Annotated in this window: 22 protein-coding genes; 8 read left to right on the forward strand and 14 right to left on the reverse strand. The window is 46.7% G+C overall.

Annotated elements, in window-relative coordinates; genetic code table 11:
- Window positions 1–45: 45 nt before the first annotated feature.
- The 14 genes from CIK98_RS15120 to frr form a co-directional block, all read right to left on the reverse strand.
- On the reverse strand, window positions 46–846 hold the full coding sequence (locus CIK98_RS15120) for a TerB family tellurite resistance protein (protein ID WP_094385696.1): 801 nt from the start codon (window positions 844–846) through the stop codon (window positions 46–48).
- A gap of 9 nt (window positions 847–855) precedes the next feature.
- Window positions 856–1,800 carry a DMT family transporter gene (locus CIK98_RS15125; RefSeq protein WP_094385698.1) on the reverse strand — a complete coding sequence of 315 codons (945 nt, stop codon included), beginning with the start codon at window positions 1,798–1,800 and terminating at the stop codon, window positions 856–858.
- Window positions 1,790–2,590, reverse strand: coding sequence for a prephenate dehydrogenase/arogenate dehydrogenase family protein (locus tag CIK98_RS15130; RefSeq protein ID WP_094385700.1), 801 nt, complete (start codon window positions 2,588–2,590; stop codon window positions 1,790–1,792). Before CIK98_RS15130 ends, CIK98_RS15125 begins: the two co-directional genes overlap by 11 nt.
- A gap of 68 nt (window positions 2,591–2,658) precedes the next feature.
- Window positions 2,659–3,021 (reverse strand): four helix bundle protein, encoded by a 363-nt coding sequence (locus CIK98_RS15135; RefSeq protein WP_094385702.1) that lies wholly within the window; start codon window positions 3,019–3,021, stop codon window positions 2,659–2,661.
- 111 nt (window positions 3,022–3,132) lie between these two features.
- Window positions 3,133–4,197 carry a bifunctional 3-deoxy-7-phosphoheptulonate synthase/chorismate mutase type II gene (locus CIK98_RS15140; RefSeq protein WP_094385704.1) on the reverse strand — a complete coding sequence of 355 codons (1,065 nt, stop codon included), beginning with the start codon at window positions 4,195–4,197 and terminating at the stop codon, window positions 3,133–3,135.
- 41 nt (window positions 4,198–4,238) lie between these two features.
- Window positions 4,239–5,411 carry a pyridoxal phosphate-dependent aminotransferase gene (locus CIK98_RS15145; protein WP_094385706.1) on the reverse strand — a complete coding sequence of 391 codons (1,173 nt, stop codon included), beginning with the start codon at window positions 5,409–5,411 and terminating at the stop codon, window positions 4,239–4,241.
- Window positions 5,398–6,234: a prephenate dehydratase gene (locus CIK98_RS15150; protein WP_094385708.1), complete on the reverse strand. Its 837-nt coding sequence runs from the start codon at window positions 6,232–6,234 to the stop codon at window positions 5,398–5,400. Before CIK98_RS15150 ends, CIK98_RS15145 begins: the two co-directional genes overlap by 14 nt.
- A gap of 317 nt (window positions 6,235–6,551) precedes the next feature.
- Window positions 6,552–7,061, reverse strand: coding sequence for a tetratricopeptide repeat protein (locus CIK98_RS15155; protein ID WP_094385710.1), 510 nt, complete (start codon window positions 7,059–7,061; stop codon window positions 6,552–6,554).
- A 12-nt stretch (window positions 7,062–7,073) separates the two neighbouring features.
- Window positions 7,074–8,483: an aminopeptidase C gene (locus CIK98_RS15160; RefSeq protein WP_094385712.1), complete on the reverse strand. Its 1,410-nt coding sequence runs from the start codon at window positions 8,481–8,483 to the stop codon at window positions 7,074–7,076.
- A gap of 18 nt (window positions 8,484–8,501) precedes the next feature.
- A complete protein-coding gene (locus CIK98_RS15165) occupies window positions 8,502–11,003 on the reverse strand; it encodes an AAA family ATPase (protein ID WP_172409983.1) in 2,502 nt (833 codons plus the stop codon).
- 29 nt (window positions 11,004–11,032) lie between these two features.
- A complete protein-coding gene (locus CIK98_RS15170) occupies window positions 11,033–11,335 on the reverse strand; it encodes an ATP-dependent Clp protease adaptor ClpS (RefSeq protein ID WP_094385716.1) in 303 nt (100 codons plus the stop codon).
- 29 nt (window positions 11,336–11,364) lie between these two features.
- Window positions 11,365–12,423 carry a tRNA 2-thiouridine(34) synthase MnmA gene (mnmA, locus tag CIK98_RS15175; RefSeq protein ID WP_094385718.1) on the reverse strand — a complete coding sequence of 353 codons (1,059 nt, stop codon included), beginning with the start codon at window positions 12,421–12,423 and terminating at the stop codon, window positions 11,365–11,367.
- Window positions 12,424–12,451: 28 nt separating this feature from the next.
- A complete protein-coding gene (rsgA, locus tag CIK98_RS15180; protein ID WP_094385720.1) occupies window positions 12,452–13,378 on the reverse strand; it encodes a ribosome small subunit-dependent GTPase A in 927 nt (308 codons plus the stop codon).
- A 9-nt stretch (window positions 13,379–13,387) separates the two neighbouring features.
- On the reverse strand, window positions 13,388–13,948 hold the full coding sequence (gene frr / locus CIK98_RS15185) for a ribosome recycling factor (RefSeq protein ID WP_094385722.1): 561 nt from the start codon (window positions 13,946–13,948) through the stop codon (window positions 13,388–13,390).
- A 256-nt stretch (window positions 13,949–14,204) separates the two neighbouring features.
- Between frr and CIK98_RS15190 the strand changes: the two genes are divergently transcribed.
- From CIK98_RS15190 to CIK98_RS15225, 8 genes are all read left to right on the forward strand, one after another.
- Window positions 14,205–15,494 (forward strand): O-acetylhomoserine aminocarboxypropyltransferase/cysteine synthase family protein, encoded by a 1,290-nt coding sequence (locus CIK98_RS15190; protein ID WP_094385724.1) that lies wholly within the window; start codon window positions 14,205–14,207, stop codon window positions 15,492–15,494.
- A 19-nt stretch (window positions 15,495–15,513) separates the two neighbouring features.
- On the forward strand, window positions 15,514–16,461 hold the full coding sequence (gene cysK / locus CIK98_RS15195) for a cysteine synthase A (protein WP_094385726.1): 948 nt from the start codon (window positions 15,514–15,516) through the stop codon (window positions 16,459–16,461).
- 354 nt (window positions 16,462–16,815) lie between these two features.
- The gene (locus tag CIK98_RS15200) at window positions 16,816–17,508 is read left to right on the forward strand and encodes a response regulator transcription factor (protein ID WP_094385739.1); all 693 of its coding nucleotides are present in this window, start codon (window positions 16,816–16,818) and stop codon (window positions 17,506–17,508) included.
- Between the two features lie 16 nt (window positions 17,509–17,524).
- Window positions 17,525–18,937: a cell wall metabolism sensor histidine kinase WalK gene (locus CIK98_RS15205; protein WP_094385728.1), complete on the forward strand. Its 1,413-nt coding sequence runs from the start codon at window positions 17,525–17,527 to the stop codon at window positions 18,935–18,937.
- A gap of 91 nt (window positions 18,938–19,028) precedes the next feature.
- Complete coding sequence (locus CIK98_RS15210) at window positions 19,029–21,881, forward strand: histidine kinase dimerization/phospho-acceptor domain-containing protein (protein ID WP_094385730.1); 2,853 nt, start codon at window positions 19,029–19,031, stop codon at window positions 21,879–21,881.
- Complete coding sequence (locus tag CIK98_RS15215) at window positions 21,868–24,660, forward strand: ATP-binding protein (protein WP_172409984.1); 2,793 nt, start codon at window positions 21,868–21,870, stop codon at window positions 24,658–24,660. Before CIK98_RS15210 ends, CIK98_RS15215 begins: the two co-directional genes overlap by 14 nt.
- A gap of 63 nt (window positions 24,661–24,723) precedes the next feature.
- Window positions 24,724–25,311, forward strand: a complete 588-nt coding sequence (locus tag CIK98_RS15220; protein ID WP_094385734.1) for a DUF6621 family protein — start codon at window positions 24,724–24,726, stop codon at window positions 25,309–25,311.
- A 70-nt stretch (window positions 25,312–25,381) separates the two neighbouring features.
- Entirely contained in the window at window positions 25,382–26,620 is a 1,239-nt protein-coding gene (locus CIK98_RS15225) for a saccharopine dehydrogenase family protein (RefSeq protein ID WP_094385736.1), read from the forward strand.
- Window positions 26,621–26,865: the final 245 nt, after the last annotated feature.

The raw sequence follows: 26,865 nt of genomic DNA on the forward strand, positions 1-26,865 counted from the left end.
TCACCAATCATCAATAATCAATAATCAATAATCAATCACCAATCCCTACATCCCCCTTGCCTTAAACACTTTTTCCTTGGCGGCGTTAATCTCCTGAAACTTCTTTTCAGCAGCTTTCTTCACGTCTTCGCCAAGGGTGGCAACGCGGTCGGGATGATGGGCGAGGGCAAGTTTGCGATATGCCTTGCGCACTTCATCGTCGGTAGCGTCGGGAGACACACCAAGCACCTTGTAGGCTTCTTCAAGACTGTCGCCTTTGAGATTGAAGAGCGACTCGATGTCTGCATGTGACAGACCGAGCCAAGTGCCACACTCACGGATGGCAGTGACCTCTGTTGGGTCTACACTGCCATCGGCCTGAGATATAAGCACAAGGAAGTTGACCAATTGCAGACGCTGTGAATAGTCCATGAACTGAGCAATCTGGTTGCAGCAGTCTGCCACGGTGTTTTTAAACAGAAGGCGTCCTTGACGTTTCTGCTCGTCGAAGAGTCGAAGTAGAATCTCTTCACCCTGTGTCTGAGCCGACAAGCCGAAGTTCTGACGCAGAAACTCCCTTACGAGCTGCATTTCCGAATGCATAATCCGTCCGTCGGCCTTTATTACATACGAAGCCAGTACGAGAAGCGAGAACATGAAGCTGCTGCGCTGTTCGTCGGCGTTATACTCGCGGGCAGTATCATAGCTGTTGCCGAAAGCCCCGCTGCGTGTTCCCGAGTTGCCGGGATTATTTACTGAGTCAAGTCCTGTGTCGAACAATGCTCCTATTGCCACTCCGGCCAATGCCCCGAGTGGTCCTGCGGTAATCCATCCGATTATACCGCCAATCCATTTGCCTGCACTCATAATATTATTTTATTTAAGTTTTTTCCTGCCACTCATATACATCCCCGAAAGGATGAAGAGTGAGCCAACGAGAAAGAAGAGAGTAATCTGTTCGTCTAATACAAACCATGCTACAATGATGGTAGTGATGGGATTGAAATAGACCCAGTTGGTGCATTTTACGGCACCAAGCTTCGCCATACACCAACTCCACGTGAGATAGCAGAGCATGGAAGCTACACAGCCAAGGAACAACAAGTTGACCATCACTTCCGGGCGGAAAAGCACTTCTGCCGAAGGCATATCGGGCTCTATCAGATAGTAGGGCAGAATAGTCAGTACTCCATAGAAAAACACTTTCCGCGTGATAAACAATGCCGAGTAACGGTCCATCACGAGCTTCATCAGCAACGAGTAGAACACCCAACACATGCATGCCGTGAAGGCAAGGCCGTCGCCGATGGGAGACAGGTGGAGCACAAACCTGCCGTTGAGCACCACTATCGCCATACCGGCAAACGCCAATAGCGATCCCACTGTCTGCCACAACCTGAAACGCTCGGACTTGTAGAACATACCGATGACGATGGCTGCAAATAGTGGGCACGAACAGACTATAAGCGACACGTTGGTGGCTGTGGTGAAGCGAAGAGCCTCGTTTTCGCTCAGAAAATACAAGGAGCCTCCAGTCACTCCCAATGCCGCCATGACAAGTTCGTCGCGCCAGTTGTCTGCAACCCATTTATGCTGTATCTTTCTCCATTTCTCAGGATACGCTGTCTTCAGCTTGCCACGTAGAAACAACGGGCGAAGCAAAGAGAAGGCAGTAAGCATCACATAGGCGATGATAAAGCGGAGCGTGAAGATTTGTGCGGGCGAAAGACCATTGATAATCAGTAGTTTCGTCCACACAAATGTCGTTCCCCAGATGGCAACCGTAAAGAATGCCACGATATGGAAAATATTATCTTTCACTTCTTATCTCTATGTCTCTTTTTACATGATTTCTGATTTTCGTCAGATACTTCTTCATGCGTTCAGAGTCCTTGTGGTCGATAATATCGAGAAGTTCTTTTAGCTCGTCGCGAATTTCTGACACCTGATCGCTGGTATAGGGGTTGAAGAGGATTTCCTGAAGCAGGTAGTCGTCTTCGTTGAGCACTCCCTTGGCTATGCTCATGTGGCGCTTGAAGGTGGTGCCTGGAGCGTCCTGGTGTTTCATTACTGCCGCAAACACAAAAGTGCTGACGAACGGGATACTGAGGGAGTAAGCCACCGTGCGGTCGTGTTCCTCGAATGTGTATTCATAGATGTTGAGGCCAAGCCGACTGTAGAGGTCTTTGAAGAAGATACGTCCCATGTAGTCGCCTTCGCTGATGATGATGGCGTTCTCTTCGCTCAGTTGGTTGAGGTTGGCGAATGTGGGGCCGAACATCGGGTGGGTTGACACGTATCTATGTCCTGTGGTTTCGTAATAATCCTTCAGGTTGGTTTTCACCGACGATATGTCGCTGATGATGCAGTCGGCAGGTAATGATGGCAACACTTCCTGAAATGCAGGGATAGTATATTTCACTGTCACTGCATTTATTACGAGTTCCGGAGCAAATGCCTTTATTTCCTCTAATGTGGTGAGGCGTTGGCAGTTGTATGTAAATCTCATTCGCTTCGGGTCTTTTTCGTATACGGCCGTCTCATGGTCGAAGCTGAGCAGGTCGAGAAAGAAACTTCCCATCTTCCCTGCGCCCAATACTAAAATTTTCATTTCATTCAAATTTTAAAAAACTTACGTTTTAAAGATTAAAAGGTCTTTGACCTTAAAAAACTAACGTTTTAAAGAGTTTCTTTTGCTTTTGTCTTTTTCAATACATTTACAAAAATGCCTATTATTCGCCTTAAGTCCTTATTCATTGATTCAGACTGCTCGATAGTAATATAATCTGTTTTTTGCAATAGTTCAAGCCAATATTTAGTTTCATTTGCCTCTTTCAAAGCGATATGCATCTTTGCGATAAAATCAGCTGTGCTTTGAGCCATCTCTGCTTCATACATGTTGGCTCCAATACTTGTCCCACTCCGTAGTACCTGCTTAGACATTACATACTCGTTTTTCTGTTCCATCAAGTATTTATATAATCGTACAATTCGTATAGCAAAATCAACGCATACTGACCTTATATATTGTTTTTCGTACATTATTTATCCGAGTCTTTAATGAATATTTTAAGGTCGAGGACCTTCTAATTTTTAAAACGTAAGTTTTTTAAGGTCGAAGACCTTTTAATCTTTAACAAATGACGCATAGCGTCATTTGTTAATTATCTCCATCTGCTGCCTAACGCTTTCCTCGTGGATAAGTTCGAACACTTTGGCTGTGAATTCGGGCGACATGCCGCAGAGTGAGCCTTGTGCGCCTCGTTTCTCGAGTATTTCGTTGTAGCGGGCAGCCTGAAGGATAGTCATGTTGTGTTCTTTCTTGTACTGTCCTATCTCGCGGCATACGCGCATGCGCTTTGAGAGAAGGTCCATGAGCTGGTTGTCGAGATCGTCAATTTGTCGGCGCAGCAGGGTGATGCCTTCTGTTGAATTTGTCTCGCTTCGGATGACGAGCAGGGTGAGAATGTAGTCGAGCACGTCTGGGGTCACTTGCTGCTTGGCGTCGCTCCATGCACAGTCTGGATTGCAGTGGCTTTCTACTATGAGTCCGTCAAAGCCAAGGTCGAGGGCCTGCTGGCATAGAGGTGCGATGAGTTCGCGGCGGCCTCCAATGTGTGATGGGTCGCATATGATAGGCAGTTCGGGTATTCGGCGGTGGAGTTCGATAGGAATCTGCCACATCGGGGTGTTGCGGTATATCTTCTTGTCGTAGCTTGAGAAGCCGCGATGTATGGCGGCCAGCTTTTTCACTCCTGCCTGGTTGATGCGTTCCAAGGCTCCTATCCACAATTCAAGGTCGGGATTGACTGGGTTTTTCACAAACACCGGTACGTCGATGCCCTTGAGGGAGTCGGCGAGAGCCTGCATGGCAAACGGGTTGGCTGAGGTGCGTGCTCCAACCCAAAGTATGTCTATGCCGTATTTCAGTGCGAGTTCTACATGTTCAGGAGTTGCCACTTCGGTAGCAACGAGCATTCCGGTTTCTTCCTTCACCTGTTTCATCCATGGCAGTGCCACTTCTCCATTACCTTCGAATCCTCCTGGCTTGGTACGAGGTTTCCATACTCCGGCTCGGAACATGTGGCATCCCTTTTCCGCAAGTTGTCTTGCTGTTGTCATCACTTGCTCTTCCGTTTCGGCTGAGCATGGTCCTGCTATCACAAATGGACGTTCGTTGTCGCTTGGCAACGTAAGTTTTTCAAGTTCTAATTCCATAATTGTTATATTTTTATTTTAATTTTTTTTTATAATGAAAGTTATATTATTTGTCTTATTCTTCTTAGAGCCTCTTCAAACTTATCCTCTTTTGCACAAAGTGAGATTCGGATGTATCTCTCGCCGTTGCTACCGAAGATGAATCCTGGAGTGATGAACACCCTTGCCTCATGCAGCACACGCTCGGTAAGTGCCTCACAATTGTCATAGCTGTCGGGAATGCGTCCCCAGAGGAACATGCCCACTTGGTCGGTATCGTATGTGCAGCCAAGCATCTGCATGATTTGTTGGGCGTACTGGCGTCGTCGTCCGTAGGTTTCTATGTTAGCCTGTCGGTGCCATGCCTCGTCATTTTCCAAGGCTGCTGCGGCGGCGAGCTGGATGCCGCGGAATGTTCCGCTGTCGATATTGCTCTTTATTTTTAGTATCCAGCTGATGAAGGTGGGATTGGTGACACACATTCCAACGCGCCATCCTGGCATGTTGTGGCTTTTGGACATTGAGTTGAACTCTATGCAATATTCTTTGGCTCCTTCAACCTGCATGAGCGACATGGGGTGTTCGTTGAGTATGAAAGAATAAGGATTGTCGTTCACCACCACGATATTATGACGGCGTGCGAAGTCTACGAGTTTCTTGTATGTCTCCATTCTCGCATTTCCTCCGGTGGGCATGTTAGGATAGTTTGTCCACATGAGTTTTACGCGTGAGAGGTCCATTTTCTCCAGTTGTTCGAAGTCAGGTTGCCATCCGTCGTTTTCCATAAGGTCGTAGTTAACAACCTTTGCTCCAAGTATTTTGCTTAGCGACGTGTATGTAGGGTATCCTGGATTTGGCACGAGCACTTCCTCGCCGGGATTGACGAAAGCGAGAGTAACGTGTAGTATGCCTTCCTTTGAGCCAATGAGAGGCTGTACTTCGTTGGCGGGGTTGATATCCACGTTGTACCATCGTTTGTAGAAGTCTGCCATGGCTTTCCTTAGTTCAGGAGTTCCCATTGTGGGTTGATAGCCGTGGGTGTTGTCCTGTTTTGCCACTTCGCATAGAGTCTCGATGGTTTTTTCCGATGGTGGCATGTCGGGGCTGCCTATAGCGAGGCTAATGATGTCTTTTCCTTCAGCATTCATCTGTGCCACCTCTTTCAGTTTTCTGCTGAAATAGTATTCGCTTACGAGCGACAGCCTTTCAGCTGGCTGTATATTACTTGCTTTCATATTCTCCGAGTATTTTCAGTTCTTTTGTCAATGGAATAATTGCGTCAATGCTTTGTCTGTAGCGTGTGAGGTTATCGTAAGTCACGTCTACATAGAATAGGTATTCCCATTCGTGTCCGATGATGGGCAGCGACTGTATTTTTGTCATGTTTATCTTGTAGAACGACAGTATGCTGAGCACTTGTGATAGTGAGCCCTCTTCGTGAGGCAGTGAGAACACGAGGCTCGACTTGTTGGTTTTTTCCAATGGTCTCAGGAAGTCGGCCTTCATCGGGTTTGTTGACACAAGGAATCGTGTGAAGTTATGCTTGTTGTCCTCAATATGGTCTTCGAGCACTTTCAGTCCGTAGAGTCTTGCGGCCGTGCTGCTGCATATTGCAGCCCATCCTTGGCACTTGTAGCTGTTTTCGCTGATATATTTTGCCGAACCTGCGGTGTCGTCGCTTTCCACGGCTTTCATGTTTGGATACTTTGCCAGAAAAGCCCGGCACTGCATGAGAGCCACGGGGTGTGAGTGTACTTCCTGTATTGTTTCCCAGTCGTCATCCGGCAGGCAGCAGATGCAGTGTGATATGTGTAGTTTGTGTTCACCCACCACTGTCAGTCCAGAGTCGCGCAGCAGTTCATAGTTGTGTAGCAGACTGCCTGCGATGGTGTTTTCAATAGCAGTCATGGCTATTACCGTAGGGTCTTTTTTTACGTTTTCGAACACTTCCTCGAAAGTGTTGCAGCAGATCAGTTGAAGTTGTTCGCCTTCGAAATACTGGTGTGCTGCGATGTCGTGGAATGATCCGATGAGTCCTTGTATAGCTATTCGTTTCATGTGTTCAACGAATTGTGTTAATTATTATTTGTTTACTTGTTATATCTTCTATATTGAAAAATCCCGCCTCATCTGTTGATGGAGCGGGACTTTGCAAATCATATATGAATTGTTTTGATTCACTGTTTCTTAAGTTGAAATTTACACGCAACTTCCCGCTCTACAATTTCTTGCAAAGTAAAAGTAAAAGTAGTAAAAGGATGCGTATATTCTATTCATATTTTTTTGCTTTTTTGTTTATTTTGGTGCAAAAGTATAACTTTTCTTTGAATTATACAAATTATTTGCAGTTTTTTTTCGCTATTTGCCTATTTTTTTTAAATTCCGAACGGATTGATGTTGCTGTAAGCCTGTTTTACCTTGTGTTCGATGCCTTCCGCTGAGTATTCTCCTGTGATGGCAGCTACTTTGTCGGGATCGATTTCGAGCACTTTCTGCATGTCTTCCTTTGCACCGTTCATGTCTCCTTTTTCATATTTCACCTGTCCTCGTTCCTTAAAGGCGTCTGTGGAGAATGGGTTGAGTGCTATCACCTGAGTGTAGGTCTCTATGGCTTCGTCACCTTTGCCCTCGGCATGTTCTATGCGTGCTTTAAGCATCAGCACGTCTTCGTTTTGTGGATAGGTGGTAATGAGTTTTTCCATGTCTTCGCGTGCGCTTTTCCTGTCGCCCATTCTGAGTAGTGTCTGTGAGCGTAGCAGGTAGGCGTCGCTATAGTCAGGGTTGAGTGCAATGGCTTTGGTGAGCGTGACTATGGCGTTGATGAGGTCGCCTTGTCCGATGCTGGCTTTTGCCTCGAGTATCGGATTGCTGTCTATTAGTCCCATGTCTAAAAGAAATTAAAAGTCATCGTTGCCGAACAGAGGGTCGTCGAATGTGACCATTGTAGGCTTTTGTTCGTTCATCTTTAGTATGTTCTCGGGTACATATTTCTTGTCTACCACGAGGCGGAACATGTATTCGCGGAACCATCTGTCGCTCATTATCATGCACCCTTTGTGTCCCCAAGACTCACCCCAGCTGTTTTCCACCTTCCATTTTGTGGCCTTGCCGTTGGCGTCGAGGTCTACGGCGGTGAGTGTCATGGCGTGGGTGGAACCGCTGTCGTATGTGCTGATGCGTTCTGCCTTGTTCATGCCGAATGTGGTGCCCATGAGCGACTCGTAGTCGAAGTTTTCAGTATCGCCGTATCCGCGTTTTCTGTCAAGCATTTTTCCTACGTCGTAAGAGCTGTAGAGCTTATGTCCGTCTTTAAGTGAGGCGATGGCCATTTTCTCTATATCATCCATTGGGAGGTTGATGTATTTCCAGTTATGTCCGTCGTACGTGTGTCGGTCATACTCCACTTCGTATGTCTGGTAGTATGGGCGTCGGGGGTCGTTCATTGCCATGATGAATGTTCCGTTGAGCGACTCTCCAACCACTTCTTTGTAGAATTGCTGTGGTGTGTATGTCTTCGGTTCTCCCACAGTGTTGCCTTTTTTGTTGAAGTGTGCGTAAGTGAACTGTGTTGGCGGTTCGCCTATGGTGAGTGCGAGCATGTGGTAGACTGAGCCGAGCATTTCGGTCTTTGCTTTTTGTATTTCGCTGTCTTTCTTTCCTTCAGCCACCATCTTGCGCAGTTTGAGTCCGTCTTCGCGTAGTCTTGACGATATGAGTCGTGCCATTTTTGCCGTGTTGTCGCTTGAGAAGCTCTCTGGCATAACTTGTTTTGGCACTAGTCCGTATTTCTCGGTCAGGTCGGCCACGCCGCAGAAAGTTCCTCCGTCGTTGATTGGGTTTTTGAACAGGAATTGCACTGTGTTGTCGTCGATAGGTTTCTTTCCTGTGTCTATTATTCCTTGCAGGAAGAGGTTTGCCTTTTCAAGTTGGTCGTAGAAGAAGAGGTATGCCTGTGAGAATTCCACCTGCAGGGAGTCGGTGCGTTTGGCGAAGTTTGCTCTCAGCACGTTCATTCCGCTGAACATCCAGCATCTTCCTGAGCTTTTTTGGTTGGTGATGCTCTGTGTTGGAGTCTCTATGCTGAAGTGTGTGTCGATGTCTGCTGCTGCCTTTCTGTTTTTGGCTATATCGTCGATAGCGTTAGCCGCAATGGCATTGGCTATGGCATTGTCGGCAGCAGTGAGTTTCTGCTCCTTTTGAATTTTTGACAGCATGTCGGACGATATTCCGCCACGTGAGTTCTGAGCGTTGGCTTGCAATGCTATGGTCAGTGCTAAAGCCGCGATAATTGTTTGTTGTTTTTTCATTGCTATAGTTATTTTGTTTTATCGGTCAATTGCCAAACTGTCACCTTTTCGTGTTATTGTAACATCGCCTCCTTTTATCAGTGATCCGAAGAGCATCTCTTCCATGAGCATTGGGGTGAGATACTGGTTTATGGAGCGGTCCATCTCACGAGCCCCGTAGAGTTTCGTGAATCCCTTTTCGAGCAATAGTTTGTATGCCTCAGGTGTGAGTGTAGCCGTAACGTTTTTCTCCTTCAGCCTGTCGGCGAGTTGTCTTAGTTTCTTGTCGAGTATGAGCGAAGCCATGTGTTCGTCCATGTCGTTGAATACTATAGTGCCCGAGAGTCGGTTGATGAATTCTGGCTTGAATGTTTTCTTTACTGTGGCCATCATGGCCTCACCTCGGCTTGTTCCGCCAGAGAATCCGATGGCGGCCTGTCCGGCATACTGTGCCCCTGCATTTGATGTCATGACGAGAATCACGTTTCTGAAATCTACCTTGTTGCCTTTGTTGTCGGTGAGTTTTGCATAGTCCATCACCTGCAGCAGTATGTTGTAGATATCGGAATGCGCCTTTTCGATCTCGTCAAACAGAAGCACGCAGTTTGGTGTTTTCCTTACTGCGTCTGTTAGCAGTCCGCCTTCTTCGTATCCTATGTATCCTGCCGGCGAACCGATGAATTTCGACACGGTGTGTTTCTCGGTATATTCGCTCATGTCAAATCTTATGAGCTCGATGCCGAGTTCTTTTGCCAGTACGCGGCACACCTCTGTCTTTCCCACTCCTGTAGGTCCGACGAACAGCAGTGATGCCATAGGTTTGTTGGGCTCGTTGAGTCCTGCTTTCGACATCATCACAGCGCGTGTGAGTTGTTTGATGGCATCGTCCTGTCCGTATATCTCGTTGCTTATGCGCTTGTCGAGGTCGCGCAGCGATTCGTTGTTGGTGCTGGCGAGTGCCTTGGCGTCAATTCGGCATACTTCTGTCAATACCTTATTAATAACAGTCTCGTCGATAAACTGGTATCTTGCCGCTTTTGGCTTGCCCTGCTTGTTGAGCAGTGGGTGCTGTTGCATGTAAGCGCCAGCCTCGTCGATTATTTCGAAAGCCTTGGCGGGCAGGTATCTGTCGGCAATAAGAGCCGCCGACTGTTTCACGGCATAGCTTATGGCGTTGGGCCTGTATTTCACGTCGTGATAATGTTCGTATAGGCGTATTACTCCATCAACCATTTTTATAGTGTCTTCCACCGATGGTTCTTTTACGTCGATGAGTGAGAATCGTCGTGCAAGTGTCTTGTTGCTGGCAATGAACTTGTTGTAGTTCTGGTATGTCGTGCTGCCTATTATTCTTATCTTATTGTCGTCGAGATAAGGCTTGAATAGGTCTGCCGCGTTCATAGTCCCGCTGCCCGATCCGCCTCCGGTAGAGCCAATGGTGTGAATGTCGTCTATATAGATGATGCATTTGTCTTGTTTTCTGGCTTCGTCGAGTATCGTCTTCACCCTTCTTTCAAACTCTCCGTGTATGCTTGCGCCTGCGAGCATGGTGCTCATGTCAAATTCATATATCTTTGATTTTCTCAGGTGTATTGGTGCGGTATTTTTTTCCAGTTCTCGTGCAATGCCGTAGATGAGAGCGGTCTTTCCCACTCCTGGCTCCCCCACGAAAATGATGTTGTGTCTTTTCATACGGCAAAGCACTCTTATAGCCCGTTCTATCTCCTTTTCCCTTCCGATCACATTTGGTTCTAAGCGCCAAGTCATGTGTATGGGATTCATGATAGTTTCGAGTGGCGACTTTTGTTTCTTGGTGTCGTCGTCATCGTAAACGAAGTTGTCGTCGTTGTCGTTTTCATCGTTTAACTCGATAATGTTTTCAGAGAAACCATTGCCGGTTTTTGTGCATTCGCTTAATTTTTCCTTTATCGTCTGTGCGAGGTTTGCCGCACCTTCCATCATTTTCTTTACCATCTCAGGAGGCAATAGCTCATCCAGGTTCACTGTCTTTCCGTTTACTACGGCAGTTGTCGACATGGTGACTTTTGGGCTATGCTTTTTCTGTGGTTTTTCTACATTTTCGTAGTTTCGGAAAAACAAATAAAGTTTTGAGAACCAGCTTCCCGGGTCTTCACCTAAATATTTGTATATTAGGTATTGGGCCATGGAGTTTTTCTGTTTCGAAATCTCGTAAAAGACGTTGAAAATGTTTATTCGGTTTTTTGAGAAGTCATTGTAATTGTTGTCGGCGATTTTCACTATTTGAAGTCTCATCACGCGTTCCGAGATGTCCATCATGTATTTTGTTGGAATAATCTCGTTTATCCCAGTGTCTCTTGCTTTTTCTTGAATGTCATTGTATTCTTTTAGTTCCGTCAACATCTTTTCGAGTTCGATGGGGTATTCTTTGGCAAATTCCTGAAATGCTTTGTGTGCTATGATTTTTTCCAAGAAAGCCTCAGGAGTGAAGAATACGGCTTTTTGTGCATTCAGGTATTCTACCGTGTCCTCGTATAATACTCCAAGGTCATAAGTGACCAAGTTTTTTTCCGAAAAAAAGGGAATTGGTGTCATGCTTCCTTTATGGTTAATTGTAATGGAAAATTATGTTTTTTCGCCAAATTGACAGTGAGAAGGATTTTGGTCTCTGCAATGTCGCGATAGTACTGGCCTACAATAGCCGAACCCTCATTGTGAATTTTCATCATTGTCGTTTCGGCGTCTCTTCGTGTCATGCAGTAGATGTTCATAAGAACAGTTACAACGAAGTCCATGGTGGTCTCGTTGTCGTTATGCATGATGACATTGAATAATGAAGGCTTCTTCAAGATATATTGTGTCTGTTCGTTGTTTGCTAATAGCTCTTGTTTCATTGTTGTCCTTTCTTTTTGTTAATCCATATTTATATGGTTATCTCTCCGCTACCATAGCAACGGTGGTGACTGGCGTCGTAGACTACGCAGAATTGTCCTGGAGCCACTCCGTGTATTCTGTCTGACGAGTGTATGACATATTGTCTGTCAGAGGTTTTTTCCACCGTGGCGTTATGGAATTCGGGCGTGTGCCTTATCTTGAATGTCACTTTCTCTGGTAGTTCCTGTTCTGTGAGGAAGTGGAAGTCGCTCACGGTGAAGTCGCTCTTGTATGCTGTGTCGGGATCATAGCCATGGCTTACGTAAAGTATGTTTGCCTCCACGTCTTTTTTTATCACAAACCATGGTCCTCCTCCGAATCCCATACCCTTACGTTGTCCTATGGTGTGGAACCACAGTCCTTTGTGCTGTCCGATGCGTTTCCCGGTTTCGAGTTCTATCACGTCGCCTGGTCGTTCTCCAAGATAACGCCTGATGTAGTCGTTGTAGTTTATTTTCCCAAGGAAGCAGATGCCTTGTGAGTCTTTGCGTTTGGCGTTCACCAAGTGTTCTCTTTCGGCTATCTCCCTTACGTCTTCTTTCATAAAGTGTCCGATGGGGAATACTGCCTTTTTCAGTTGCCAGTCGTATATCTGTGCGAGGAAGTCGGTTTGGTCCTTCACTGGGTCGGGGCTTGTGGTGAGCCATTTCTTCCCGTCTATTATTTCCGTTTGTGCATAGTGTCCTGTGGCTATAGTGTCGTAGTTGTGTCCCATCTTTCGGTCGAAGGCTCCGAATTTTATCATTCTGTTGCACATCACGTCTGGGTTTGGCGTGAAACCGGCCTTTACCTTTTCCATGGTGTATCTTGTCACTTCGTCCCAGTACTCACGATGGCAGTCCACCACTTCGAGCTTGCATCCATAGCGTCTTGCCACAGAAGAGGCCATCTCCAGGTCTTCTTCCGACGAGCAGTCCCATTCTTCAGTTTCTTCAGGACCTATTTTTATGTAGAAGCAGTCGGGCTGGTGGCCTTGTCGCACCAGTTCGTAGAGCACGACCGAGCTGTCCACTCCACCAGACAATAATACAGCAATCTTGTTCTCCATCAGTAAATAATTTTAGTTTCGCATGTACTCAACTCCTATACTTCCCTTCTTCTTTATCTTCCAGCATGTTAAGATACGAGAGGTATCTGCTTTGTGCTATGTAGTGTTCTTCCACTGCTTTCAGGACTGCGCATCCTGGTTCATGGGTATGTGTGCAGTTGTTGAAGCGGCAGTCTTTGGAGAAGTGGAATATCTCCTTGAAGTAGCTTGTGAGCTCTTCCGGTTCGATATCGAATGTGCCGAAGCCTTTTATTCCTGGAGTGTCGATTATGTATCCTCCTTCTGGTAGTTCTAGCATCTCACTGAATGTTGTGGTGTGAGTGCCTGCATTATGGGCGTCGCTTATCTCTGCCGTCTTCAGTTGTACGTCAGGCAACAGACTGTTGATAAGTGTAGATTTGCCAACGCCGCTGTTGCCGCTGAGCACGGTAGTTTTTCCTGCCAGTAGTTCTCTCACTTTGTCCATTCCGCTTCCGTTAGCGGCTGAGATGGCAAGACATTGGTAGCCAACGGTTTCGTAGAGGTCGATCATCATCTGTTGGTATTCCCGTTCTTCATCTTCCAGAGCGTCTGTCTTGTTAAACAGCAGCACCACGGGCACCCTGTAGGCTTCGGCCGATGCAAGGAAGCGGTCGATGAATGTTGTTGAGGTCACGGGGCGATTGATGGTAACCACGAGGAAGGCCTGGTCTACGTTAGCGGCTATGATATGGCTTTGCTTTGACAGGTTGGACGATTTTCTGATAATATAGTTTTTTCGGTCTTCTATTGAGGTGATGAAAGCTGTTCCCTCCTGGTTAGGCATGATGCTCACCCTGTCGCCCACTGCAACCGGGTTTGTGCTTCTGATACCTTTAAGCCTGAAGTTACCTTTTATCTTGCATTCAACAAGCTGGTTACTGTCTGTCTTGACAGTATACCAGCTTCCTGTATTTTTAATCACTAATCCTGTCATGTGCTAATATTACACCGTCATTATCTCCTTCTCCTTAGCGGCGAGGAGTTCTTCCACGTTCTTTATCATCTTGTCGTGAATCTTCTGAAGGTCGTTTTCCGCATCCTTCTCAAGATCTTCCGACAGTCCGTCCTTTATTGCCTTCTTCAGCTTTTCCTTAATGTCTGCGCGTATGTTGCGAATCTGCACCTTGGTCTGCTCGCCCATCTTGTTGCACTGCTTGGCAAGTTCGCGGCGGCGTTCCTCAGTGGGCTGTGGTATTCCGAGACGTATTATCTCACCATTGTTCTCTGGAGTGATGCCAACGTCAGAGTCCATTATGGCCTTTTCGATAATGCGTATCTGTTTCTTGTCCCATGGGCGGATGGCAATGGTGCGAGCGTCGGGCGTCGACACGTTTGCTACTTGGTTAAGTGGAACCATAGAGCCGTAAGACTCTACCTTTACGCCTGCGAGAATGGCTACGTTGGCTCGTCCGGCACGTACTCTTGAGAGTTGTTCTTCAAGATACATGACGCCCATTTCCATTTTCTCTTCGGCTGAACTTAAAGTTGCTTTTACGTCTATCATAATTATAAGTGTTTTTATTCCGTTTTGCAAAAATAGGGATAATCCTTCAAACTACCAAATAAATTGGGCAAAAAAGCGAAAAAAAAACTATTCTTTTATTATATATATAAGGTGAAAGCATAAAAAACATGCAAAATACCACGATTGTGGTATATAGATTAACCTATTTGTGCTATTTGCTGATTGAAAAAATTGCAGTACCTTTGCAGACGAAAAAAAAAACTCTGATTATTAACACAAAAAAAATATAACGATTATGAGCAACAAGAAACTACACTTCGAAACCCTTCAGCTCCATGTGGGACAGGAGCAGGCTGATCCGGCAACAGATGCACGTGCCGTACCTATCTATCAGACCACATCTTATGTGTTCCGTAACTCACAACATGCTGCCGACCGATTCGGTCTTCGCGATGCTGGAAATATCTACGGTCGACTGACCAACTCTACTCAGGGTGTGTTTGAAGACCGTGTGGCTGCACTTGAGGGGGGCGTGGCAGGACTTGCTGTCGCATCTGGCGCCGCTGCCATCACCTATGCTCTTCAGAACGTGGCTCGCAATGGCGACCACATCATAGCGGCTGACAATCTCTATGGAGGAACATACAACCTCGTGGAACACACGTTGTCTACACAGGGAGTGGAAACCACAATTGTCAATCCTGCTGACTTTGAGGCCGTTGACAAGGCTTTCCGCCCAAACACCAAGGCCATCATCATCGAGACATTCGGAAATCCTAACGCTAGTGTCACCGACATCGACCGCATTGCTGAAATTGCACATAGCCATAATACCATAGTTATCGTCGACAACACGTTTGGCACCCCATTCCTTATTCGTCCAATAGAACACGGTGCCGACGTCGTTGTCCACTCTGCCACAAAGTTTATTGGCGGACATGGTAGCTCTCTCGGTGGAGTGATCGTTGATGCGGGTAAGTTCGACTGGAAGGCTAACGCTGAAAAATATCCTTCAATAGCACAGCCAGACCCAAGCTATCATGGCGCTGTGTTTGCCGATGTGGCTGGTCCTGCTGCTTTCGTCACTCGTATTCGTGCCGTCATCCTGCGCGACACTGGTGCCGCCATATCGCCATTCAACGCATGGATTCTGCTGCAAGGTCTTGAGACATTGTCGCTGCGTGTGGAGCGTCATGCCTACAACACGGCAAAGGTTGTTGAATTCCTCGCCAACCATCCAAAGGTGGCAAAGGTGAACCATCCTTCACTGCCGGATCATCCAGACCATGCTCTCTACGAGAAACTCTTCCCCAACGGTGGCGGAAGCATCTTCACCTTCGAAGTGAAGGGCGGAGAAAAGGAGGCTTGGACCTTCATCGACAATCTGAAGATTTTCTCCCTGCTGGCTAACGTGGCTGACGTGAAGAGCCTCGTCATCCACCCTGCCACCACCACCCACTCGCAGCTCTCGCCCGAGGAACTGGAGCAGCAGCACATCTATCCGTCTACCATACGCCTGAGTATCGGTACAGAACATGTCGACGACATCATCGACGACCTGAGAGAAGCATTTGAGAAGATTTAATAAAAAAAGCAATACAATCATGGCAAAAATAGCAAAACAACTGACAGAGCTCATCGGCAATACGCCACTGCTCGAACTGAATAAGTTTTCAACCGCAAAGGAACTCCAGAGTCCTATTATCGCAAAGGTGGAGTTCTTCAATCCTGGTGGAAGTGTAAAAGACCGTATCGCACTGTCAATGATAGAAGAAGCAGAGAAGAGTGGGGCACTCAAACCGGGGGCAACCATCATTGAACCTACCAGTGGAAACACTGGCGTTGGACTTGCGCTCGTCTCTGCGGTGAAAGGATATAAACTCATTCTTACCATGCCCGAAACCATGAGCGTCGAGAGAAGAAACCTCGTGAAGGCATACGGAGCTGAGGTGAAGCTTACAAGTGGCGCCGACGGAATGAAGGGTGCAATAAAGGCTGCCGAGGAACTGCGCGACTCCATCCCTGGTTCCATCATACTGCAGCAGTTTGAAAATCCTGCCAACCCGCAGAAGCATTACGACACCACTGGTGTGGAAATATGGGAGCAGACCGAAGGAAAGGTCGACATCTTCGTGGCCGGTGTAGGTACTGGTGGAACGGTGTCTGGCATTGGCAAGCGTCTGAAAGAGAACAATCCTAATGTAAAGATAGTGGCAGTGGAACCTAAGTCGTCGGCTGTGCTCAACGGAAAACCCAGCGGACCACACAAAATACAGGGTATCGGTGCCGGTTTCGTGCCCAAAATCTACAATAACGATGTGGTTGACGAAGTGTTTGACGTAGACAACGACGATGCCATCCGTACAGGACGCGAACTTGCCCGACAGGAAGGTCTTCTCGTTGGTATATCCTCAGGTGCCGCTGCCTTTGCTGCTTCTGAGATAGCCAAACGTCCTGAAAACGCAGGAAAGACCATTGTGGTATTGCTTCCTGACACAGGTGAGCGTTATCTCTCCACCGTCCTCTATGCTTTCGACGAGTATCCTCTATAGTTTTTTTTCTATAATGACATTTAACAAATATCAAGGCGTTCATCCCAAATGAACGCCCTTTTTTTAATCTTTAACTCAACTTTCGCAGGAAAGGGAAAATGTTTAGGAGTTAAGGAGTTAAGCCAAATGTTGTTGCGCTTATATCCAATGCTCCAAACTAATGGCTTAACTCCCAGCGACCAACGGGAGCGATAACTCCTTAACTCCTTAACTCCCAAAAAGTTGAGCACATGCGAAACTTGAATTTTTAATCTTTAATCCTTTAATTTTTTCACAAAATTGTAACACGTTCTTTGCGTGTATGTCGAAAAGAATGCTTACCTTTGCAGCACGAAAGAAAAACTTGTTACAGATATGGCAAACATTAATAAAAGGATACTCGTGGTGGATGACGAGCAGGATCTTTGCGAAATACTGAAGTTCAATCTCGAAACAGAGGGATATTCAGTAGACACTGCCGACTCGGCAGAGATGGCGCTGACACTCGACATCGGGGCGTATGACTTGTTGTTGCTCGACGTGATGATGGGAGAAATGTCTGGCTTTGCACTCGCCAAAAAACTGAAGCATGACGACGCGACAAAGGAAATACCGATAATCTTCCTTACAGCCCGAGATACCGAAAACGATACCGTGACGGGATTTAACCTCGGAGCCGACGACTACATCTCAAAACCTTTTTCCATACGTGAAGTGCTGGTGAGGGTAAGGGCAGTGTTGAGAAGAACATCAAAGGATACTGACGATCGACAACCCTCTAAACTGAAATATCAAGGACTGGAACTGAACCTTGACAACAAGACTGTTTGTGTGGATGGGGAAAATGTGCCATTTACTAAAACGGAGTTTGAGATTCTACGCACACTGCTCGAGGAAAGCGGAAGGGTGTTCTCGCGACAAGAACTCATCAACCGTATCTGGCCGTCTGACGTGCTTGTGCTCGACCGTACCGTTGACGTGAACATCACACGACTGAGAAAGAAAATCGGACCATACTCAAAATGTATCGTGACAAGGCTCGGATTCGGATACTTCTTCGACATGTAATTATAAGGCATTTGATATGACTGTAGGAAAACGTCTCTTCTGGGGAACACTCTCACTCTTTTTGATCTTTGCCGTACTGTTTATCGTGTTTCAGCAAAACCGCGAAAAACAGTTTAAGATAGACATGCTCAACCTTCACCTGCAAGACTATAACTACCGCCTGGCAGATATGATAGAGACATGCAGCAATAGCGACGGGTCTATAAATGGGGAAATGGTAGATAAATATGTGAAGAAACATTACATAAGAGACCTGCGTGTCACCTTCATCAATATTGACGGCAAGGTGATATACGATAACAGAAGAAAAGACTATGACAACTTCTCCAACCATCATGACAGAAAAGAGGTGGTGGAGGCTCTGAAAACTGGCAAGGGGTTCGACATAAGCCGTGAAAGCAATACCGTGGGAGGCGACTTCTTCTATTCTGCAACATTGCTGAAAGACAGAAATATGCTGATACGCACTGCTTTGCCTTACAACAACGACCTTGCAGAGTCGCTGCGTGCCGACCAACACTATATATGGTTTGCACTCTTGATGATCACTATATTGTCAATCACACTCTATCGCTTCATAAGCCGCCTTGACTCTAACATAACAAAGCTCAACATCTTTGCACAACGTGCCGACCATGGCGAAAGCCTCGATACAGAAGACCTCGCACAATTTCCCGACGACGAACTCGGTGAGATATCTGAGAGTATAATAAAAATTTACAAGCGTCTGCAGAAGACTAAGGAAGAACAAAACGAACTGAAGCGGCAACTTACACAAAATGTGGCTCACGAACTGAAAACACCCGTGGCAAGCATACAGGGCTATCTTGAAACCATAATGGAAAACCCAAACATCGACAACGATAAACGCTCTCTCTTCCTCGAACGCTGTTATGCACAGAGTAAGCGTCTTACCAGCCTGCTGCGCGACATATCCACACTCAACCGCCTCGACGACGCAACCGGATTGATAGAGTTTGAGGATGTTGACGTGACATCCGTCATACGGCAGATTGCCAAGGAGATATCGCTGCAACTGGAAGAACGGGGCATGACGCTTGAAACCAACCTTCCGGAAAAAATTGTGGTGAAAGGTGCCCAAGGCATGATATACAGCATATTCCGAAACCTTACCGACAATGCCATCGCATATGCCGGAAACAATACGCAGGTGACCATTACAGCCGAAAGGACTAGCAGCGCCGAGTGGCATTTCACGTTCTGCGACAATGGGGTGGGAGTGGAGCAAAAACACCTCGATAGACTCTTTGAGCGATTCTATAGGGTAGACAAGGGAAGAAGCAGGAAAATGGGTGGTACCGGTCTCGGACTCGCCATCGTGAAAAATGCAGTACTGCTGCATGGCGGCACGATAAAAGTGGGAAATAGGCCTACAGGAGGACTGCAATTTGACTTTACTTTGGCATAAGTGGGGAAAAACATAAAAAAAACTTGTTTTTTTGTCGTTGTTTCATATATTTTTGCTATCTTTGTGCGCAATTTTTATAAAACCTAACCTTATGCGCATAAACAATATTATAGTCGCAGTTTTGTGTATGGCATTCCCGCTCGCCTCATTGGCTCAGAAAACCAACAAGGAGGGGGAGAGTGATGTTGAAAACAAAAATAGTTATGCAAGACAATACACGTCGGTTAACCCACTCGTTTATGAAGACGTCTGGGATCTCGAACCTTATGCTTTCGTCAATAGTGATGGACACCCCGACGGCTACAATGTGGAACTTGTGAAAATCATGCTCGACAAGCTCAGCATACCATTCGTCATAAAACTGAAGCACACTCCACAGAACTTCGAGGACCTGCAGTCGGGTAAGGCTGACCTTACCATCGGCATGAAGGCTTTCTATCACGACCAGTATGGTGAATACAGCAACAATGTGCTGGCTCTCTTCACTCATAGCCTGGCCTCTCCTCGTAACTCGGATGTGAAGGTTAAGGAGTTTGCCGACCTGAAAAACTTGAAGGTTTATGTGCATGAGGGTAGTTATAGCCACAACATGATGGTTAAAGAGGGAATGGGGGCGAATGTCATTCCTATGAAAGATATGAAGACTGCCCTCCAGAAGGTGAACGAGAGCGGAAAAGGCGCCGTGCTTTGGAACACCATGAACGTCAGCACGCTAATCAACAAGTATAAGCTGAGTAACGTGAGGATGACTTCGGTAAACATGAAATATGGCGAATACCACTTCATGTCTAACGACACTGTATTGCTTTTCAAACTCGATAGCCTTTACGACGAGATGACCTCAAGCGAAGAGTTCCTTAACCTTAGGCAAAAATGGTTCTATCCTAATGTGCAACTGTCTAACTCGCAGGCTTGGTTCTGGTATGTCATCTATACGCTGGTTGTCATGGCTCTGTTCGTCACAATCTACAACATCTACTACCACTATATGGAAAAACGGGTCCGACGCGACAACGCCAGGCAGTCCACCCAGTTGCAGTTGCTACTCAAGTCGGGTAACTACAGGATTTGGACTTATGATGTAGCGGAGAAAAAGTTTAGGGGTGTCTCCATTGAAGGCGAGGCGCGCGACGAATACAACGAAAAGGCTTTCTCCGTGTTCTACGACTCCTTTGACTTCATGGAGATGATGGAGACAATAGAAAGAGTGGCGTGCGGAGCATCGGAAAGCGAAAGCCTCTCCGTAAGGTGCCATGACCCGAAAAACATGGGGAAGACGTTCTATTTCGACTTGAATATCTCTGTCCTCCACGAACAGTATGGCGAACCGACTCTGCTGCTCGGTGTTCAGACCGACAAGACGGGCGAGAGAATGAAGTATGTCAACACCAGGGATAGCTTGTTGAGATTCCGGACCATGTTTGACACTGCCATGGCGCAAATGGCTTTCTACGACAAAAACGGTATCATGACTGACATCAACAATAGTGCATGCGAAACATTCGGTATTCTCGACAAGGAGGGGTTCCTCAAGTCAAAGATGCACATATCACAGGTGCCGGTGTTCCACCATATGAAGGAGCAAATCATCGACGAACTCTGGGTGTCGTCGATTGTTGACTTCGATGACCTCAGACGAAAAGGGCAGCTGTCGGATTTCTGGACTCGAAAAGGGGTGGTGTATTATGAATTCACCATCATGCCGATCTACGACGACAATGGCGAACTGGTATGTATCGTGTCGGCAGGTCGTGACATCACAGAAATGGCAATGCAGATGAACCGCGAACGACGTCGCTCGAAACGTATCGAGGCTGCATCGGCGGAAATTAAGAGATATACCGAAAATATCAATACGGCTCTCGAAGTGAGCAACACTCTGCTCGCTAACTATAATATCGAGACAAAGACTATGGAGGTTACTTACGACATGCACAAACCGAAACTGAAACTCTCGCAGTTGCAGTGTGTACACATGATTGACCCATCGCAGACAAGAAAGGCGGCAAACATTATGCTACGCATGGACAGAACGAAAATCGGTAAGTTTAAGATAAGACTTAAGACAAGAGAACGGGACAAAGACAGGAAAAATGTCTATTACGAACTCAATGCTGTACCCATGAAGGCCGACAATGGTAAGGTAAGCCACTACTTCTGCCTCTGCCGAAACATCAGCAAACTCGTGGAAACCGAAAAACGGCTGCACGAGGAGTCGATGAAGGCACAGGAAGCCGAAAAGGTGAAAAACTCCTTCCTCATGAATATGAGCTATGAAATACGTACTCCGTTGAACACTGTCGTGGGATTTGCCGAACTCTTTAATGCGCCACATGACCGCGAGGACGAAAAGACATTTATTGAGCAGATAAAGAAAAACTCTGACTTGCTGCTGAAACTTGTCAACAACATTCTGCTTCTCTCAAGGATTGACGCCAAGATGTTGGAACTCAACCCTCAGCCAACAGATTTTGGCGAGTTCTTCAAGGCGCAGTGTCTCATGGGAGTAAGCCGCGGTGTCAACCCCGGAGTGGAAACAATGTTTGAGACAAGGGCGGAACCGCTGATCCTTGAAATCGACACGGCGCAGACAGGACATATCATCGAAAATCTCGTGATGCTTTCATCTCAGTTTACAAAACATGGTTATATCAAGACTAGATACGAATACCATAACAGCATGGTCACCTTCTCCATTGAGGATACGGGAGTTGGCATCGACAAGGCTAGCGTCAACAGAATCATGTCCCGTACGTACGAAGGGGTAAAAGGCGACTATAACGTGGAACTTGAAATCACCATCTGCAACGAACTCGCTGTCCTTATGGGAGGACACATGGAAATTCAGTCTGCAGTAGGAAGGGGCACCGTCGTCTGGGTGTCACTGCCATGTAAGAACCTATTAGAAGAACTTGAAAACAATGCTGAAAATGGAATCATCTGAAATGACAATAAAATGTTTTCAACCTGTGAAGACATTCTTGGGAATGGCGTTATTGGCGCTCGTGCTCATGACTGCCACTAACATGCATGCACAGACCCTAAAGGACAAGTATGACAAGAATCACCCTCTGAAGGTGTCGTGCGAAAATGAAGCCTACCCCTTTGAGGGCATCGACGACGATGGTACGCCTGTCGGCTTCAATATCGAGCTGATTGGCTCGGCTCTCAACGAGATTGGCGTCAACTACACCTTCGTAATGAAAGAAAGAATAAGTGCGAGTGACGACTTTGAGGCTAATGAAACCAACCTCTTGCTCACTCCTGTCGTGGAACGTATTCCTGGCGTGTTCTACGGAAAGTTTGAGGTGGTGTCTTACCGGGTGGTGCTCGTACAGAGAAAAGGGGCAAGGAACATCAATAGCCTTAAGGAGCTTCGAAAGGGTGAAGTGGTGGTGGCTAGAAAAGGTGGCTATTCTGCTGAGAAAGCTCTCAGAAGTGGTATCCTCACTCCTGAACAGATAAAATACAAATCTCATAAGGACGCGATTGAAGGGCTGGTGAACAAAGAGGTGGACTATATCATTGCCGGGGGAAAGGTAATTGAATACTATATCAAAAAATATGGCATAGAAGACCAGGTGGACATCAAACCTATTGATGTGCCAGCTGGAAAAATGCTATTCGTTAGCCGCGACAAACAACTCATACTGGCTCTCGACAACATTTGTAATAGCATGGAACAGAATGGGGCTCTACATCTGCTCACCGACCGATGGATATACGGCAACGAGGAGGAAACTGCCTCCTCGCCAGTCGTGCTCTTCTCGCTGTTCTGGTTCTTGGTCGCCGTCTGCTTCCTGCTTCTTATCAATAGGGTGGTGAACAACAGACTGAAGCATATGCTGAGAAGAACCATCGATACCAACAACATTGTGAAGACGGCTCTTGAAATGGGTGGCAACAACATCATCTGCTCTAACCTGAAGACTAACAAGATAAAAAACCTATACGGCAATATCGTGAAACAAGACCGCAATACCATGAATCAATTCTTCAGTTTCATTCATCCTGAAGATGTTGAGGGCGTAAAAAAGGGATTCAGTGACATGGTTAATAGCGTCGACAAAATTCAGTCGGTGAAGTACAGGTTGAATGTAGGGACACAGAGCAATCCTGACTGGAGGTCGTTCGTGGGACAGATGGCTGCCGAAACCAACAAAGGTGTCATCACCAACGTGTATACCACCCTTTACGATATTACCGAAGACGAACGCAAGGAACGCGACGAACGCAATGCGGCTGAAGTCTATAGGCATATCTTCGAAATGTCTATCACTGCTTTCGCACTCTACGATGTCAACGGAAAACTCATACGGGCTAACAAGCAGATGAGAACCATCTTCGCGCCCGGACAATTCTCAAAGACCACCATCGACGACACTTCGCTCTTCGATATGCCTGCCGTCTGGGGCAACTACTCAAAAAATGATACCGACAACTATTTCGTGTGTACCCGATGCGACCTCAATGGCAGTGGCAACGTGGACTACATCGACTTTAGATGCAGGCCTGTAAAGTCTGACAAGGAGGAGATTCTCTACTATATGGTCACGGCACGAAACATGTACGACGAACGACAGATGTATCAGCAGAGCAAACTCCAAGACAGGGAAATACGACGTGTTAACAATGAGACGCAGAAGTTTGAGAACGAACTGAAAATACTGCTCGAAGAGTCTAACATGATGGTGTGGAGGTCGAACGTAAGGAAAAATACTGTCACTCTGTACAAAGACCTGCGCACATTTGAAAGGAGATACACATTCGACGAATTTGTTGAAGCCGTGGAAGCGGAAGAACATAAGGCTGACATCCGTAAGCTCATCAATCCTGCCGTCAACGAAGGAAAGTCATGCAACATCGTTGTAAAGATGAAGACTGACATTCATAACACACCGGTAGAGACTTGGTTTGCGCTCAACAGTGTGCCGGAATATGACGACGAGGGGAACATAAAGGGATGCTTCGGACTCATGAGGGATATCGACGACCTTATCAACGCTCAGCTGAAAATGAAGAAGGAAACTGAAAAAGCTAACGACTCTGGACGTCTCAAGAGTGTCTTCCTCGCTAATATGACTCACGAAATCAGAACGCCGCTCAACGCCATCGTGGGATTCTGCGACGTGCTCCAGAGTGTCGACGCTCCTGAGGAACGACAGGAGTTCCTGAAGATTATTCTCAACAACTGCGACCTCCTCATTCAGCTCATCAACGATATCCTCGTCATCTCTGAACTCGACTCCAACGGACTGACTCTGCGTCCCGCAAAGGTAGACTTCGCTGAGTCGTTCTACATGATTTGCACTTCGCTGCGACAGCGTGTACAGGACCCTAACGTGGAGTTTATCTATGAGAATCCTTTCGACCATCTGTATGTCGTGATGGACGTAAACCGTATACACCAGGTGGTCACAAACTTCCTCACCAATGCGGTGAAATATACTCATAGCGGTCATATCAAACTGGCATACGAAAGAAGAGACGGCGGACTGTACATCTATTGCGAAGACACTGGTGCCGGAATACCGGCGGAAGACCAGGAAAAGATTTTCGGACGGTTCATAAAACTCAACGACTACATTCAGGGAGCTGGACTGGGTCTCTCCATCTGTAAGGCTATAGCTGAAAAATGTGGAGGAAAAATCGGTGTGGATTCTGAGGTCGGAAAGGGCTCGACATTCTGGATTTGGATACCGGAAGTGAAGCCTGAGTCATAAAAGTATGGAAAACATTTTGCAGTTCGGATTATTATTTGTATTTTTGCACAAAAATAGAATAACATGGAACAACAACAATGGAGTGAAAACGTCATTATCGTGGATGCTGACTATGTAGACAAGGTGGCGTTTAACCTTATAGTCAACTTTGAGCGCATGCTTGAAAGAAGAATTCCTCAGGCCGATATCACTAAGTGGGTGGAGTGCATCGCTCTCGATGGCGGACTGCGACAGGGTGACAACAAGACACAAGTGCTGCTCGTTTACGACAATAACGTGATGGAAAACGTGAAGCCGGGCAGTCTCGACGACGAACTTAACGGAAAAGCTTTCTCCGGAAACATCGGAGAGTTCTGTTTCAGCTCAATACATGTGGAGGAAATGACTGACAAGGAACACCTCTTCTGTGATGCTCTCATGCATATCTGCTCTTTAAAAGAGGTGAAAAGGATTATGGTGGTTCCCGATGGCGAAAAATACATTGAAGGGGTGAAACGCTCGCTAAGGAATGTAGACAAGGAGAAACATGTCACCGTGTTTGCCATGCAACCTCTGCCGGGAGGCAATTTCCGTCAGGAAATACTCGGCTACTCGCTCATGGCAGCCCTAGGCATCAGCTCAGAGGAACTGGACAAGCGTGAAAATATTTGAGAGTCCTTTAACTCCTTAACCCTTTAACCCTTTAACTTCTTTAACTCCTTAACTTCTTAAAAAAAAACATATGGGAAGAATATTAATGATTGGTGCAGGTGGCGTAGCCACCGTAGCGGCATTTAAAATAGCACAGAATGCCGACGTGTTTACTGAGTTTATGATAGCAAGCCGCAGAAAGGAAAAATGCGACGCCATCGTCAATGCCATACATAAGGCTGGACATACGATGGACATCAAAACCGCACAGGTGGATGCTGACGACGTGGAACAGCTTAAAGCGCTGTTTAATGACTTCAAGCCTGAACTGGTGGTCAACCTTGCTCTGCCATATCAAGACCTTACTATCATGGATGCCTGCTTGGCTTGCGGATGCAACTATCTCGACACAGCCAACTACGAGCCAAAGGATGAGGCTCACTTCGAGTACTCCTGGCAGTGGGCTTATCGCGAGCGTTTTGAGAAGGCTGGGCTTTGCGCCATACTCGGATGTGGCTTCGACCCCGGCGTGACAAGTATCTTCACTGCCTATGCCGCCAAACATCACTTCGACGAGATTCAGTATCTCGACATCGTCGACTGTAACGCTGGCAACCATCACAAGGCCTTTGCCACCAACTTCAATCCGGAAATCAATATCCGCGAAATCACACAGAAAGGTCTCTATTGGGAAAACGGAAAGTGGGTGGAGACCGAACCGCTGGAGTTCCACCAGCCGCTCACCTATCCGAACATCGGACCGCGTGAGAGCTATCTGCTCCACCACGAGGAGATAGAGAGTCTCGTCATCAACTATCCCACCATCAAGCGCGCCCGTTTCTGGATGACCTTCGGACAGCAGTATCTCACCTATCTCGACTGCATCCAAAACCTCGGCATGTCGCGCATCGACGAGATAGAATACGAGGCACCGCTTGCCGACAACCCGTCGGAGAAAGTGAAGGTGAAGATCGTCCCACTCCAGTTCTTGAAGGCCGTATTGCCTAATCCGCAGGATCTTGGCGAAAACTACGACGGCGAGACCAGCATCGGCTGCCGCATACGTGGCTTGAAAGACGGCAAGGAGCACACCTATTATATATATAACAACTGCAGCCATCAGGCGGCATACGAGGAAACGGGCATGCAGGGTGTGAGCTACACCACCGGTGTCCCCGCCATGATAGGCGCCATGATGTTCTTCAAAGGTCTCTGGAACAAGCCCGGCGTCCACAACGTAGAAGAGTTTGACCCCGACCCCTTCCTCGCCCAACTCAACCTCCAAGGCCTCCCCTGGCACGAGATCCACGACGAGGATATAGAACTTTAAGGGGGAAACCCCCTTAAAGAATTAAAGAATTAAAGAATTAAAAAATTAAAAAATTAAAGAGGCGGCGGGCGTTTGCGCAGCTTTTTTAATTCTTTAATTTTTTAATTCTTTAATTTTTTAACTCAAGTTGTATAAGGGTTTTATTTAAACCACAGAGTTAAAGAGACAAAGAGATTTGTGGTTTTATAGAGTAGGTCGCAAGCGACAGAGGACACAGAGTTTCCATGCGGCAAACATGATGCGCA

This window comes from Prevotella sp. P2-180, from assembly GCF_002251435.1.
In the GTDB taxonomy this organism is placed as follows: domain Bacteria; phylum Bacteroidota; class Bacteroidia; order Bacteroidales; family Bacteroidaceae; genus Prevotella.